Below are 14,346 nucleotides of genomic sequence, written 5' to 3'. Positions count from 1 at the left end.
GGCCCGGTTCAGCAGGCAAGCAAACGGCGCCCTTGGGCGCCCGACGGCGCAAAGGTTACCCGCTGGTGCCGCTCAGGGCCAGAACCGGGTGATGCCCGATCCGGCCGAAAGCCTGTCAAGACGCGGGTTCAGCTAGTTTTTTCCTTGCTCGGCGGCAGGCGGGTTGCTAGGCTTGTCGGCCTCGAATTCTGCCCATTTTTTCGCCATCCCGCGGCGGGCACGACACCCCTCAGGACTCCTTCCTCAGATGTTCAAGAAACTCCGTGGCATGTTCTCCAACGACCTGTCCATTGACCTGGGCACGGCCAACACCCTCATCTACGTGCGCGGGCAGGGGATCGTGCTGAACGAGCCGTCGGTCGTGGCCGTGCGCCAGGACCGTGCCATCGGTGGCACCCGCTCGGTGGCAGCCGTAGGCGCCGAAGCCAAGCAGATGCTGGGCCGTACCCCGGGCCACATCACCACCATCCGCCCGATGAAGGACGGCGTCATCGCCGACTTCACCTACACCGAGGCGATGCTCAAGCACTTCATCAAGAAGGTGCACAAGTCGCGCGTGCTGCGCCCGAGCCCGCGCGTGCTGGTCTGCGTGCCGGCCGGTTCGACCCAGGTCGAGCGCCGCGCGATCAAGGAATCGGCCGAGGAAGCCGGTGCCCGTGACGTGTACCTGATCGAAGAGCCGATGGCCGCCGCGATCGGCGCCGGCATGCCGGTTACCGAAGCCCGTGGTTCGATGGTCATCGACATCGGCGGCGGCACCACCGAAGTGGCGGTGATCTCGCTCAACGGCATCGTCTATTCGGCCTCGGTCCGCATCGGCGGCGACCGCTTCGACGAGTCGATCACCAACTATGTGCGCCGCAACCACGGCATGCTGATCGGTGAAGCCACCGCCGAGCGCATCAAGGTCGAACTGGGCTGTGCCTACCCGCAGGCCGAAGTGCAGGAACTGGAAATCTCTGGCCGCAACCTCGCCGAGGGCGTGCCGAAGATGATCAAGATCAGCTCCAACGAGGTGCTCGAAGCCCTGCACGAACCGCTGTCGGGCATCGTCAGCGCGGTCAAGCTGGCGCTGGAGCAGACCCCGCCGGAACTGTGCGCCGACGTCGCCGAGCGCGGCATCGTGCTGACCGGTGGCGGCGCCCTGCTGCGTGACCTGGACCGCCTGATCTCCGAGGAAACCGGCCTGCACGTGCAGGTGGCCGACGATCCGCTGACCTGCGTGGCCCGCGGTGGCGGTCGTGCGCTGGAGCTGGTGGACATGCACGGCAACGAGTTCTTTGCGCCGGAATAAGCCGTCCCGGCCGTTCCTGCCCGCCGCGCCCTTCCGGGGTGCGGCCCGCCGTCATGGCGGGCCGGCACCGGCGGGGCGTCCGCGTGTTTCCCCTCCGCCTCCTGCCAGTTGAATCGTTGCCGTGCCGCCCTACGCCGGTCCTCCCGTCGCCTCCCGATCCGGTGATGCCGCCAGCCCCCTGCGCTTGCTGGCCTACCTCGCACTGGCCATCACCCTGATCGTCCTCGACGACCAGGCCGGCTGGCTGGCGCGCCTGCGCGAGCAGGCCAACAGCCTGGTGCAGCCGGTATGGGCGCTGGCCGGCCTGCCCGGCAAGCTCGGCAACCAGGTCAAGGATTCCGCCGCCAGCCACACCCAGCTGGTCAGCGAGAACCGTGAACTGCGCAACCAGCTGCTGCTGGCCAATGCCCGCCTTACCCGCCTGCAGACCGCCGCGCTGGACAACGCCCAGCTGCGCGAACTGCTGAACGTGGCCGAGCGCAGTGGCCTGGACGTGCAGCTGGCGCCGATCCTGGACATCGACCTGGACCCGGTGAAGCAGCGCCTGGTGCTCGACGTCGGCAGCCGCGAAGGCGTGCACGTCGGCCAGGCGGTGATCGATGCCGGCGGTCTGATGGGCCAGGTGATCAGCGTCACCGGCGGCACCTCTACCGTGCTGCTGCTGACCGATCCCGACCATGCGGTGCCGGTGACCGTGGCCCGCAACGGCGTGCGCCTGATCGTCTATGGCCGCGGCGATACGCTGGAGCTGCGCGACATCCCGCTCAGCGCGGGGGTGGAAGTGGGCGATGAGATTGTCACCTCCGGCCTCGGCGGCCGCTTCCCGGCCGGCTTCCCGGTCGGAACCATCACCGGCCTGCGTCCGGACGATACCCACGCCTTCCTGGTCGGCGAACTGAAGCCGGCGGCACAGCTCGACCGCGGCCGCGACGTGCTGCTGCTGCGGCCGGGTGCGGCGATCCGGATTCCGCCGGAGCTGCGCCTGCAGCTGGAAGCGCCCGCTCCAGGTGGGCCCGCCGATGGCGCGACGCTGCCGGCGCAGACCGCCACCGCGCCGGCGGCCTCGGCCCCGGCTGCATCCACCTCCCCGGCAACGGCTCCTGCAACCCCGGTAGCGGCTCCGCTCCGCCGGCCGGCGGCGACCGCACCGGCGGCAACGCCAGCGGCGCCGGATCCGTCGGCGGAACCGCACGCACCGCAACCGGTCGAACCGACCCCGGTCATTCCGGAGGCCCAGCGATGAGCCGCCTGCGCGACAATCCGTGGGTGCTGCCGGCCAGCCTGGTGATCGCGCTGCTGCTGGGCCTGCTGCCGCTGCCGGCGCTGCTGCAACCGCTGCGCCCGTACTGGCTGGCGCTGGTGCTGGCCTACTGGGTGATCGAAGCCCCCGAACGGGTGGGCCTGGGCATTGCCTTCGCCAGCGGCGTCATCGCCGACCTGCTGTACGGCGGGGTGCTCGGCGAACAGGCGCTGCGGCTGGTGATGCTGGCCTTCATCCTGCAGCGTTTCCGTGCCCGCATCCGCTTCTTCCCGATGTCGCAGCAGATGCTGGCCATCGGCGGCCTGCTGTTCAACGACCGCATCGTCAGCGCGCTGGTCCACATCGTGGTGGATGAGCCGACCTTGCCGTGGTCGTACTGGTGGGCGCCGCTGCTGGGCATGGGCCTGTGGCCGCTGGTGTTCGTGCTGCTGGACGCGGTGCGCTTCGGCAAGCGCGGGCGCTGAGCCATGATCCCGCGCCGCCAGGTCAAGAACCCGCACGCCGAAGCCGAACAGTTCCGCCGCCGCGCGGCACTGGGGTTCCTGGGCGTGCTGGTCTGCCTGCTCGGCCTGGGCGGCTGGTACTTCAAGCTGCAGGTGCTGGACCACGATGTCTACGCCACGCGCTCGGAAGCCAACCGCATCAAGCCGCGGCCGGTGGTGCCCGGGCGCGGCATGATCTACGACCGCAACGGCCGACTGCTGGCCGAGAACGTGCCGGCGTTCCGCCTGGACGTGACCCCGGACAAGGTCAAGGACATGGATGCCACCCTGGAAGGGCTGGCGAAGATCATCAGCATCAGCCCGGAAGAGCTGGAAGCGTTCAACAAGTCGCGCAAGGCGCGCCGCAAGTTCCTGCCGGTCACGCTGAAGCTGCGCATGAGCGACGAGGAGATGGCGCGCTTCGCTGTCGATCGCTGGCGCTTCCCCGGCGTCGAGCTCGAGCCCTACCTGACCCGGCGCTACCCGTACGGCGATCTGTTCGCGCACATCATCGGCTACGTCGGCCGCGTTGATGACAAGGATCTGGAGATCCTGGGCGAAGGCAATGCCGCACTGACCCATATCGGCAAGTCCGGCCTGGAGCGGTATTACGAGCAGCAGCTGCGCGGCAAGGTCGGCTACGAGCAGGTTGAGACCAACGTGCAGGGCCGTGCGATCCGCACCATCGGCCGTGTCGCCGCGCAGTCCGGCGCCGACCTGCGGCTGTCGATCGATGCCGATCTGCAGCGCGCCATGGTGGCCGCGTTCGGCGACCAGGAAGGCTCGGCGGTGGCGATGGACCCGCGCACCGGCGAGGTGCTGGCGATGGTCAGCCTGCCGTCCTACGACCCCAACCTGTTCGTCAACGGCATTTCCCATGCTGACTTCAAGGCGCTGAACGAAAACCCGTCGCGGCCGCAGTTCAACCGCCTGGTACTCGGTGGTGTCGCGCCCGGTTCCACGTTGAAACCGCTGATCGGCCTGGCCGGCCTGGACTCGGGCGTGCGCCGTCCGGAAGACAAGGTGCTGTCCACCGGCATGTTCTACCTGCCCGGCACCAGCCGCGGCTGGGGTGATGCGCATCGCGGCGGCCACGGCTGGACCGACCTGCGCAAGTCCATCGCCGAATCGGTCAACACCTATTACTACAAGCTGGCGCTGGATCTGGGCATCGAGCGCTTCGACCACTACATGGAGTACTACGGCTTCGGCCAGCCGACCGGCATCGACCTGACCGGCGAGATCGGTGGCATCCTGCCGTCGCCGGCCTACAAGCGGAAGAGCCGCAAGGAAGCCTGGTATCCCGGCGATACGGTCAACATCAGCATCGGCCAGGGTGACTGGAAGGTCACCCCACTGCAGCTGGCGCGCGGCGTCAGCGGCCTGGCCGACGGCCAGCTGCGCACCCCGCACCTGGTGATCCAGCAGCGCGACGGCTTCGACAGCGACTGGACGGCGACGCCGCCGGGCGAAAGCAAGCCGGTCAGCCCCAACCCCAACAACGTGCAGGCGGTGCGTGAAGGCATGATGGCGACCATGCGGCCCGGCGGCAGCGGCTGGCGCGTGGCGGTCGGTGCGCCCTACGTGATGGCCGGCAAGACCGGCACCGCACAGGTGATCAGCCGCAAGGGCACTGCCGCGGTGAACCCGAAGAGCCTGCCGATGCACCTGCGCCACCGCGCGCTGTTCGTCGGCTTCGCGCCGGTCGAAAACCCGGTGATCGCCATCGCGGTGGCGGTGGAAGGCGGCGGTTACGGTGGTTCGGCCGCCGCGCCGATCGCGCGCAAGGTGTTCGATGCCTACCTGCTGGGCAAGATGCCCGAGGGCATGCAGCCGCTGGACAGCGAGCGTGGCACCACCGCCATCGGTGCCACCGCGTTCGACAACGAAGACGCCGGCGCGCGGCAGGCCGGGGATCTGGGCGCCGCACAGCTGGGCGAACACCCGGTGCAGGTGGGGGTGCCGACGCCCGCACCGGCACCTGCGCCGACCACGCCGGCTGCCGCCGCACTGCCGGCCACGCCGCGCCCGACGGCTGTGGAGCCTGCACGATGAAAGTGTTCCTGCGCTGGGCCGGCGACATGCTGCGCCGCTTCTTCAGCACGCTGGACTGGGTGCTGTGCCTTGCTTTGGGTGCGCTGATGGTGATCGGCCTGGCCACCTTGAAGAGCGCGGGTGGCGACAGCCTGGTGATGGCCCAGGGCGCACGTTTCGCGGTGGGCATGGCGGCGCTGTGGGGCATCTCACGCGTGCCGATCCTGCGCATCCGCTCGGCGACTCCGCTCATCTATGCGATCTCGATGATCCCGCTGCTGGCGGTGTTCGTGCTCGGCACCGGCAAGTACGGCCGGCAATGGCTGGACCTGAAGTTCTTCTACCTGCAGCCGGCCGAACTGCTGAAGGTCAGCCTGCCGATGATGGTGGCCTGGTACCTGCACAAGATGCCGTTGCCGCCGCGCTTGAGCACCGTGCTGACCGCACTGGTCATCATCGGCGTGCCGACCGGGCTGGTGATGCTGCAGCCTGACTTCGGCACCGGCGTGTTGATTGCTGCCAGCGGCGTGTTCGTGCTGCTGCTGGCCGGCCTGCCGTGGTGGTGGGTGGGGCTGGGCGTGGGCGGCGTGGCCGCGGTGGCCCCGGTGGCCTGGTTCTGGCTGCTGCGGCCGTACCAGAAGGACCGCATCATGATGTTCCTGGACCCGGAAATGGACGCCCTGGGTGCCGGCTGGAACATCATCCAGTCGAAGATCGCGATCGGTTCCGGCGGCTTCGATGGCAAGGGCTGGGGCGAGGGCTCGCAGTCACACCTGAATTTCATTCCCGAGCAGACCACCGACTTCGCGTTCTCGGTGCTGAGCGAGGAGTTCGGCTGGATCGGCGTGGCCACCGTGCTGGCGCTGTACCTGGTGGTGATCGGGCGCTGCCTGTGGATCGCCAGCCAGTCGCGCGACTCGTACTCGCGCCTGCTGGCCGGTGCCACCGGGCTGGCGTTCTTCGTCTACGTGCTGGTGAACGGCGGCATGATTTCCGGCCTGCTGCCGGTGGTGGGCGTGCCGATGCCGCTGATCAGCTACGGCGGCACCTCGGCAGTGTCGCTTCTGGCCGGCTTCGGCCTGGTGATGGCGGTACGCAGCCACAACCCGGTGCACGGCGGCTACGGCTAGCCGTCGCACTTCCTGCTCCTTGTAGAGCCGAGCCATGCTCAGCTGCCCTTCGTACAGCACACCCGGGCCCAAGCCGAGCATGGCTCGGCGCCACAGGTGCACATGTGCCCCTGACAGTTTCACGCAAGCACGCATTGCTACCGTGCGCATGTGGAATGGAAACGACTGCTTGGCCTCTGCCGTGAGGCGGTGCGCACGATAGACCTGCCGTTGCTGGCCGCGCTGTTGATCCTGATGGGCGCCGGCCTGGCGGTGTTGCACAGCGTGTCCGGCCCGGTGGCCGGGCAGGCGGCGCGCTTCGCCGGTGGCCTGGCCGCGATGTGGCTGTTGTCGCGCGTTTCGCTGCTGCGCCTGCGTGCGTGGACCCCGACGATCTACGCACTGTCGATGCTGCCGCTGATGGCGGTGTATGTGATCGGCACCGGCAAGTACGGGCAGCGCTGGCTCAACCTGGGCGTGTTCTACCTGCAACCGTCCGAGCTGCTCAAGCTCAGCCTGCCGCTGATGATGGCCTGGTACCTGCACCGGCAGCCGCTGCCCCCGTCGCCGCGCACGGTGCTGACCGCCGCCGTGCTGATCGGCGTACCCGCGGTGTTGATCCTGCTGCAGCCCAACCTCGGCACCGCCACGCTGGTCACCGCCAGCGGGGTGTTCGCGCTGCTGCTGGCCGGGTTGCACTGGGGCTGGGTGGCGACCGGTGCGATGGGCCTGGCCGTAGCCGCACCGCTGGCCTGGTTCGGCCTGTTGCGGCAATACCAGAAGGATCGCGTGCTGACCTTCCTCGATCCGGCGGCCGATCCACTCGGCACCGGCTGGAACATCCTGCAGTCGCGCATCGCGATCGGTTCCGGTGGCTGGGACGGGCGCGGCTGGGGGCAGGGCACCCAGGCCACCCTGGATTTCCTGCCCGAGTACACCACGGACTTTGCGTTCTCGGTGCTGGCCGAGGAGTTCGGCTGGATCGGCGTGGCCAGCGTGTTCGCGCTGTACCTGTTCGTGGTCGGGCGCTGCCTGTGGATCGCGGTGCATGCGCGCGACACGCACGCACGGTTGCTGGCCGGCAGCCTGGGCTTGGCGTTCTTCGTCTATGTACTGGTCAATGGCGGGATGATTTCCGGCCTGCTGCCGGTGGTAGGCATTCCAATGCCGTTGATCAGCTACGGCGGGACCTCGGCGGTGTCGCTGCTGGCCGGTATCGGGTTGGTGATGGCGGTGCGGGGGCACCGGCCCGTGCACGGCGGTTAGGTTTCCAGCCAACGGCGCAGCCCCTCGTGGGTGGTTGGGTGGGTCGCTTGAAGCCGGCTTGCTGAGGGCTGGCCGGGTGGGTGGGTAGTGCCAGGGACGGATTCACGGCGTCCCCCGCGCACCCAGCCCGACCCCGCCCCCACCACGGCTTTTGCTTTCAGCGACCCACCCAACCACCCACGAGGGGTTGCGCCGTTGGCTGGAACCTTCCTGACTCTGCGCAACGCCTGTTGTGGAAGCGTTCTCACAACAACGCGTGGAGGCCCGCCCACTGACCAAAGTCCAGAAAAATTGTTAAGGGGCTCACACTTTTACGCCGCGTTGATCTTGATCAATGGACTTGTCGTAATCGGCCTGCACAATGGCGGCCCGTTCGGCACGGCGCGCCGTCAATCGTTGCAGCGCGAGGGGGCGTCGGGCGGGAGCAGTACTGATCCAACAGGTACAGGGAGCGCGGAGCACTGCCACTGGGGAGCGGCAGCCGCGCAGGTACCGACCGGATCCGGTCGCCGGTTGCGTCTGCGGGGATGGGGACGCAACCGGCCACCTCTCACTGAATGGGGCAGGGTGATCACGACGCCTTCACATTTCCCGCTGAACGCGGGCAAATCGTTGTGATTCATGGTGTTAGGGGTTTTAATTCATCCATGACCTGCTAACCTGCGACGATGATTCGACGCACTCTGGCCTGCATGCTCACCCTCGGCCTGGTCGCCTGCGCGACCCAGCCGAAGACCCCACCGTCTTCGCCCCAGGCCAGCAGTACGCCGCGCCAGCCCGCCGCCAAGGCGCACGGTCCGGCCGAGGCCGCACCCGAAGCCACCGCTGCCAGCGCGCCGCCGGTCGATCTCACCCCGGTGCCGTTCGAGGTTGCGCGGGCTCGTTTCATTGCCGATACCGCCAAGCGCTATGGCCTGAAGCCGGAGCAGATCCGCAACGTGCTCGACCAGGCCCAGGTGCGTCAGCCGATCATCGCCGCGATGTCGCGCCCGGCCGAGCGGGTCAAGCCGTGGAACGAATACCGGCCGATGTTCATCAGCAAGGCACGTATCGACGGTGGTCGCGCGTTCCTGGCCGAACACCGCGCCGAACTGGATCGCGTGCAGCAGCGCACCGGCGTGCCGGCCGAAGTGATCGTGGCGATCATCGGCGTGGAAACCAGCTACGGCAGGAACGCCGGCAGCCATCGCGTGCTCGATGCGTTGTACACGCTGGCCTTCTATTACCCGCGCAGCGGCGACCCGGCCAAGCTGGAGCGCGAAGTGCGCCGTGAGCTGTTCTTCCGCGATGAGCTGGCCAAGCTGTTCGAGCTGGGCCGCGAAGAAAAGCTCGACATCACCACGCTCAAGGGCAGCTATGCCGGCGCGATGGGCATGGGCCAGTTCATGCCGTCCAGCTACCTCGATTACGCGGTGGACGGCAACGGCGATGGCCGCCGCGACCTGTTCAACAGCTACGACGACGTGTTCTCGTCCATCGCCAATTACTTCGTGAAGAAGGGCGGCTGGGTGCGCGGTGGCCAGGTGGCCGTGCCGGCCACGCTGGCGCCGGGCCGCGAGGAGTTCAACCCGACCGAGTGGATGCCCACCTGGTCGCTGGCCGACCTGGCACAGCGCGGCTACCAGCCCAGCGCGCCGGTGCAGCCGGGCGCCACCGCCACCCCGATCACCCTGGAAGGCAGCACCGGCAAGCAGTACTGGCTGGGCTTCCAGAACTACTACGCGATCACCCGCTACAACCTCTCGAAGATGTACGCGATGGCCGTGTTCCAGTTGTCCCAGGCCATCGCCGGACAGGAGCTGCCCCCGGCATGAACATCAGATGGCTGGTCCCGAGCTTGATCGTCCTCGCGCTGGCAGCGTGCAGCAGCGCGCCGAAGAAGCCGGCCACCGCCGGCCATGCTGGCAAGTCCAGCGGAACGCTGGTGCAGGGCCGCGGTTCGCGCCCGGCGCACTGTCCGGAAGGTTCGCCCTACGCGGCGGCCAAGGAAGACCTCAGCACCCGCGGCAACTACACCGCCGGTGGCCTGTACAAGCCCGGGGTGAAGGACAGCACGCCCACCTACATTCCCAACGTGGCCTGCATTCCCGAACCGGAAGTGACCGCCGAGGAGCGCTCGGCGATCGGCAACAAGTCGCCGTACGTGGTGCTGGGCAAGTCGTACAAGGTGCTCGACGACACCCATGATTACGTCGAGCGCGGTACCGCCTCCTACTACGGCGCCAAGTTCCATGGCCGCCTGACCTCCAACCGCGAGGTCTACGACATGTACCAGTTCACCGCCGCGCACAAGACGTTGCCGCTGCCCAGCTTCGCCCGCGTGACGAACCTGGACAACGGCGAATCGGTGATCGTGCGTGTCAACGATCGCGGCCCGTTCCATGATGGCCGCGTGGTCGATCTCAGCTATGCCGCTGCGGTGCGGCTGGGCATCACCCAGCGCGGCACCGGCAATGTGGAAGTGCGCGCGCTGCAGCCGGGCGAGAGCAACCTGCTGGCGCAGAAACCCTCGCGCCGTGAGCGTCGTGCCGCCGAAGCAGCCGCCGCCACCGCCATGGCCAGCACGCGGTCGGCACCGGCCGCACGTGCGCCGGCCGACAGTGACATCGATCGCCTGGTCAATCGCCTGCCGACCGACGGTGCACCGTCGCGCGGCCAGCCGGCCACCACCCAGGGCGTGGCCAGTACGGCGCCGGACGTGGCGGTCAGCAGCCTGCCGCCGAGCGCACCGCCGGTGCGCAGCACAGCTCCTGCGCCGGCCGTGGTGGCCAGCACCGCGCCGCGTACGGTGGCACCGGCACCGGTGCGTAGCACCCCGGCCACACCCAGCCTGTCGCAACAGGTGGTCGGCGCGGTGATGGTGCAGGTCGCCAGTTTCTCCAGCCGCGACAACGCCAACCGCGCGATGGGCCAGCTCAACGCTGCCGGCATCGTCGGGGCGACCATCAGCGATATCGCCGCCGGTGGCCGTACCCTGTTCCGCCTGCGTGTTCCCGCCAACGACCATGCCAGTGCCGCGGAACTTGTCGGCCGCATCGCCGGTCTGGGGCTGGGGTCGCCGCAGATCGTCAAGGATTGATCCGCCCGGGCCGGTGCTGCCGGCCCACGCTCCCCCGGCCTTACAATGGCCGTTACGTTCCACCCTCCATTCCCGGCCGTCCCCTGGAGCCTGCTGTCCAATGAATTTCCGTTCCGCCGCCACCGCCCTGGCCGCCACCCTGGTGGTGGGCCTGGCTTCCGCCCAGACGCCGCTGCCGACTCCGGCCACGCCGGCGCCCGCCGCTGCCGCCCCGGCCACCGTCGCCACTCCGCCGGCCCCGGCGCCGAGCGTGTCCAAGGCCTGGGTGCTGATGGATTACGCCACCGGCCAGGTACTGGCCGGCGAAAACATCCACGAGCAGCTGGCCCCGGCCAGCATCACCAAGGTGATGACGTCCTACGTGATCGCCGCCGAGGTCAAGAACGGCAAGGTCCGTGCAGATGACCAGGTGATGATGAGCGAGCGCGCCTGGCGCGAAGGTGGCGCCGGCACCGACGGCAGCTACAGCGGTTTCCCGGTCAACCAGACCGCACGCCTGGAAGACATGGAAAAGGGCATGGCGATCCAGTCCGGCAACGACGCCGCGATCGCCCTGGCCGAACACGTGGCCGGCAGCGAAGAGGCCTTCGCCTCGCTGATGAACAGCTACGCCGCCAAGATCGGCATGAAGGATTCGCACTTCGTCAACGCCCACGGCCTGACCGCGCAAGGCCATCACAGCACCGCCTACGACCTGGCGCTGCTGGGCCGGGCGATGGTGCGCGACTACCCGGAAACCTACGCGTACAACAAGATCAAGGAATTCCAGGTCGGCAACATCAAGCAGCCCAACCGCAACCTGCTGCTGTGGCGCGATGGCAGCGTGGACGGCATCAAGACCGGCCACACTTCCGAGGCCGGCTACTGCCTGATGAGCTCGGCCCAGCGCGGCGATCAGCGCCTGATCGCGGTGGTGCTGGGGGGGGCATCGGAGAAGCAGCGTGCCGATGACAGCCTGGCCCTGCTGAACTGGGGCTTCCGCTTCTTCGAGACCCACCGCCTGTACGAGCCGGGCAAGGCCGTGGCCGAGCACAAGGTCTGGAAGGGCACCACCGACAAGGTGCAGCTGGGCGTGGCCCAGCCGATGCTGGTGAGCGTGCCGCGCGGCCGCTACAACGACCTGAAGCCGAGCATCGACGTGCCCAAGACCCTGGAAGCACCGTTCACCGCCGGTCAGCAGATCGGCACCGTGAAGGTGACCCTGGATGGCAAGGTCGTTGCTGAAGCACCGCTGGTGGCGGTGGCTGCCGTCGAGCAGGCCGGCTTCTTCAAGCGCCTGTGGGACAGCTTCTGGATGTGGTGGGAATCGGAATGATCCACGCATCTGCGTGGTGAAGGAAAAGGCCGGCGAATGCCGGCCTTTTTCGTTTCGGGATGGCGGTTGCGGGTCCTGCCGGCCGCTGGCCGGCCCCCATGAACCCCTCCGGGATATGCCCGCAGCCGACCAACGGTCGGCACCTACAGCGAGCGGCTGATGGTGAAGCTGCCGAACACCGGTGACTGGCGCTGGCCGCTGAACTCTCGGGTGCTGTGGTAGCGCGCCATCGCGAACTTCCAGCGTCCACGCATCACGGCGATGCCGTAGCCGGCCTGGGCGACCACGTGGCGCTTGTCCACGCTGTGGCTGCTGCGGAAGGTGTTGCCGTCCAGCGTGATATCGCGGATCACCCACGCCGCATCGGTGGTGGCGAACAGGTGCCAGGACCAGCCGCTGGGACGGCCACCGCGCGTGGGCGCAGTGTTCTCACCGGCCGGGCGCAGCGGCGTGCTGCCGAAGTCGTCGGGCAGCTTCCAGCCGAAGCGCACTTCGCCGCCGGCATTGGCCTTGGTTTCCAGGTTGCCGATCGAGCCGCCGTAGTGGCTGATTGCATCCCAGCCCCAGCCGCCGGCATTGATGCTGGCATCGGCCGGCCAGCGCCGCATGCGCTCGTGGGTCAGCATGAACACCGGTTCGTTGTGCAGCTGGTTGTCCCAGCCCTCGAACTTCTTGTCACCCAGCAGGCTGTGCACCGCATCCTGCACCTGCTTGCCCTGTGCCCACGGCCCGACCACGCCCAGCGCCAGCTGGGTGGTCTGCAGGCGGTCGCCGCTGCGCGCGTTGAAACCGAAGCTGGCCAGCAGTACGCCGGCATACGGGCGATCCTCCTCGATCAGATCGCGCCGGGCCGGGTCTGTCGGGGTGAAGATGCCCTGGCCAATGCTGAAGATCATGTTCTGCTGCTCGAACCTGCCCGGATGCAGCCCTTCCAGGTACTGGTTCACCCAGCGCGCCATGCGCGGCAGACAGGGGTCATCGGTGTAGTCGACCAGGTTCGGCGAAACCAGGGTCAGCTGCGCGCCGTTGGTATAGCCCTGGTCCTGGTGGCGGCCACCGAACAGGTCGTTGTCGACGCGGAAGTTGACCTGGGGCGGGTGGTCGCGCATCGCGTCCGGGCCGCATTGTTCAGCGGCCTGGGCGGCAAGAGGGAGGGCGGCGGCCAACAGGCCGGACAGCCCGAGGGCTGCGACGCTACGCATGGATGGAATGCTCATGGGGAAGGGGGCACGGGTTTGTCGTCTTCTGCAACAACACGGTACTCGTGCGCCTGTGACGGAACGAGCGCTTTCCGCTCACTTGTCTGTTCCGAAAACAACATTGTCCGGACGACACAATCCGTTACAGGTGCCCGGCCAAGCCACGGGCCGGGCCGCCCTAGGCCATGCCGGTGTCAGTCAGCTGGCGTTGGGGTGGCCGGCGGGTGCCGCCGCTGCCTGCAACGCAGCAGCCCGCAGGTGCCACCTTTGACTTTGATGAATACTCTTGGGTTTGTTGCCCTGCGGCCCGATAATGGGGCCATGGAAATCAAGTCCGACAACCCCGACCACGGCTTCCAGTTCCCCGGCCAGTTCGAGCTCAGCGCCATGGGCCCGGCCAACCGCGGCCTGGAACATGAGCTGCCCCGCCTGCTGCTGGCCGCCGGCATCGATGTCGTCAATGAACGCATCAGCTGGAAGCATTCGTCCAACGGCAAGTACGTGTCCGTCCGCATCGTGTTCAAGGCCGAAAGCCGCGAACAGTACGACCTGGCCCACCAGGCGTTGCGCGACCACCCGGAAGTGAAGTGGACGCTGTAGCCGACAGCTGCCCGGCCGCGGCCGCCCCGGAAGACCGCGCGCCGCGACCGGCGGTGGTCCGCGACCTCGGCCGCCAGCCGTACGAGCCGGTGTGGCGCGCGATGCAGCGCTTCACCGACCAGCGCAGCGACACCGATGCCGACGAACTGTGGGTGGTCGAGCACGACCCGGTGTTCACCCTGGGCCAGGCCGGCAAGGACGAACACGTGCTGGCGCCGGGCGATATCCCGGTGCTGCATGTGGACCGTGGCGGCCAGGTGACCTATCACGGCCCCGGCCAGCTCGTGGTCTACCCGCTGCTGCGCCTGCCGCGGCTGGGCATCGGTGTGCGCGACTACGTGTGCCGCATCGAACAGGCCCTCATCGATACCCTGGGCGAGTGGAACATCGGCGCCGAACGCCGCGAGGGCGCCCCGGGCGTCTATGTCGGTGGCGCCAAGATTGCTGCGCTGGGCATCCGCGTGCGCCGCGGCTGCACCTTCCACGGCCTGGCCTTCAATGTGTCGATGGACCTGGAACCCTTCCACCGCATCAATCCCTGTGGCTACCAGGGGTTGCAGGTGACCTCGGTGGTAGACTTGGGCGGCCCCTCCGGGATGGATGCCGTCAAGCCGGTGCTGCTGGACCACCTGGCCCGCCAGTTCGGCCTGCTGCTGCAGCACACGCCGGAACTGCCTGATCTTTCTGCGGCCGCCTGACCGCCCCCC

Annotated in this window: 12 protein-coding genes; 11 read left to right on the top strand and 1 reads right to left on the bottom strand. The window is 68.2% G+C overall.

Annotated elements, in window-relative coordinates:
• Positions 1 to 247: 247 nt before the first annotated feature.
• The 9 genes from AC5YGJ_RS10675 to AC5YGJ_RS10635 all read left to right on the top strand — a co-directional run bounded on the left by AC5YGJ_RS10675 (position 248) and on the right by AC5YGJ_RS10635 (position 11,840).
• Positions 248 to 1,294 carry a rod shape-determining protein gene (locus tag AC5YGJ_RS10675; RefSeq protein WP_005411077.1) on the top strand — a complete coding sequence of 349 codons (1,047 nt, stop codon included), beginning with the start codon at positions 248 to 250 and terminating at the stop codon, positions 1,292 to 1,294.
• A gap of 121 nt (positions 1,295 to 1,415) precedes the next feature.
• Positions 1,416 to 2,537: a rod shape-determining protein MreC gene (mreC, locus tag AC5YGJ_RS10670; protein ID WP_496186521.1), complete on the top strand. Its 1,122-nt coding sequence runs from the start codon at positions 1,416 to 1,418 to the stop codon at positions 2,535 to 2,537.
• On the top strand, positions 2,534 to 3,019 hold the full coding sequence (mreD, locus tag AC5YGJ_RS10665) for a rod shape-determining protein MreD (RefSeq protein ID WP_249842822.1): 486 nt from the start codon (positions 2,534 to 2,536) through the stop codon (positions 3,017 to 3,019). Before mreC ends, mreD begins: the two co-directional genes overlap by 4 nt.
• Before the next feature lie 3 nt (positions 3,020 to 3,022).
• Positions 3,023 to 5,092 (top strand): penicillin-binding protein 2, encoded by a 2,070-nt coding sequence (gene mrdA, locus AC5YGJ_RS10660; RefSeq protein WP_496186520.1) that lies wholly within the window; start codon positions 3,023 to 3,025, stop codon positions 5,090 to 5,092.
• Positions 5,089 to 6,201 (top strand): rod shape-determining protein RodA, encoded by a 1,113-nt coding sequence (gene rodA, locus AC5YGJ_RS10655; protein ID WP_496186519.1) that lies wholly within the window; start codon positions 5,089 to 5,091, stop codon positions 6,199 to 6,201. Before mrdA ends, rodA (AC5YGJ_RS10655) begins: the two co-directional genes overlap by 4 nt.
• A gap of 150 nt (positions 6,202 to 6,351) precedes the next feature.
• On the top strand, positions 6,352 to 7,446 hold the full coding sequence (rodA, locus tag AC5YGJ_RS10650; RefSeq protein WP_496186518.1) for a rod shape-determining protein RodA: 1,095 nt from the start codon (positions 6,352 to 6,354) through the stop codon (positions 7,444 to 7,446).
• A gap of 668 nt (positions 7,447 to 8,114) precedes the next feature.
• Positions 8,115 to 9,260 (top strand): lytic murein transglycosylase B, encoded by a 1,146-nt coding sequence (mltB, locus tag AC5YGJ_RS10645; protein WP_496186517.1) that lies wholly within the window; start codon positions 8,115 to 8,117, stop codon positions 9,258 to 9,260.
• Positions 9,257 to 10,525, top strand: coding sequence for a septal ring lytic transglycosylase RlpA family protein (locus tag AC5YGJ_RS10640; RefSeq protein WP_249842827.1), 1,269 nt, complete (start codon positions 9,257 to 9,259; stop codon positions 10,523 to 10,525). The genes mltB and AC5YGJ_RS10640 overlap by 4 nt, the downstream gene beginning before the upstream one ends.
• A 100-nt stretch (positions 10,526 to 10,625) precedes the next feature.
• Positions 10,626 to 11,840: a D-alanyl-D-alanine carboxypeptidase family protein gene (locus AC5YGJ_RS10635; protein WP_496186516.1), complete on the top strand. Its 1,215-nt coding sequence runs from the start codon at positions 10,626 to 10,628 to the stop codon at positions 11,838 to 11,840.
• 143 nt (positions 11,841 to 11,983) lie between these two features.
• Here the strand turns inward: AC5YGJ_RS10635 and AC5YGJ_RS10630 are convergent, their stop codons facing one another.
• The gene (locus AC5YGJ_RS10630) at positions 11,984 to 13,042 is read right to left on the bottom strand and encodes a lipid A deacylase LpxR family protein (RefSeq protein ID WP_496186515.1); all 1,059 of its coding nucleotides are present in this window, start codon (positions 13,040 to 13,042) and stop codon (positions 11,984 to 11,986) included.
• 318 nt (positions 13,043 to 13,360) lie between these two features.
• On the opposite strand from AC5YGJ_RS10630, the gene AC5YGJ_RS10625 reads away from it, so the two are divergent.
• Both AC5YGJ_RS10625 and lipB read left to right on the top strand, forming a co-directional pair.
• On the top strand, positions 13,361 to 13,639 hold the full coding sequence (locus tag AC5YGJ_RS10625; protein ID WP_005411067.1) for a YbeD family protein: 279 nt from the start codon (positions 13,361 to 13,363) through the stop codon (positions 13,637 to 13,639).
• Positions 13,627 to 14,337 (top strand): lipoyl(octanoyl) transferase LipB, encoded by a 711-nt coding sequence (gene lipB, locus AC5YGJ_RS10620; RefSeq protein ID WP_107231989.1) that lies wholly within the window; start codon positions 13,627 to 13,629, stop codon positions 14,335 to 14,337. The genes AC5YGJ_RS10625 and lipB overlap by 13 nt, the downstream gene beginning before the upstream one ends.
• Positions 14,338 to 14,346 lie beyond the last annotated feature (9 nt).

This window comes from Stenotrophomonas sp. CS3K5 (assembly GCF_059515225.1).
This window is presented reverse-complemented; position numbering and strand designations above follow the sequence as displayed.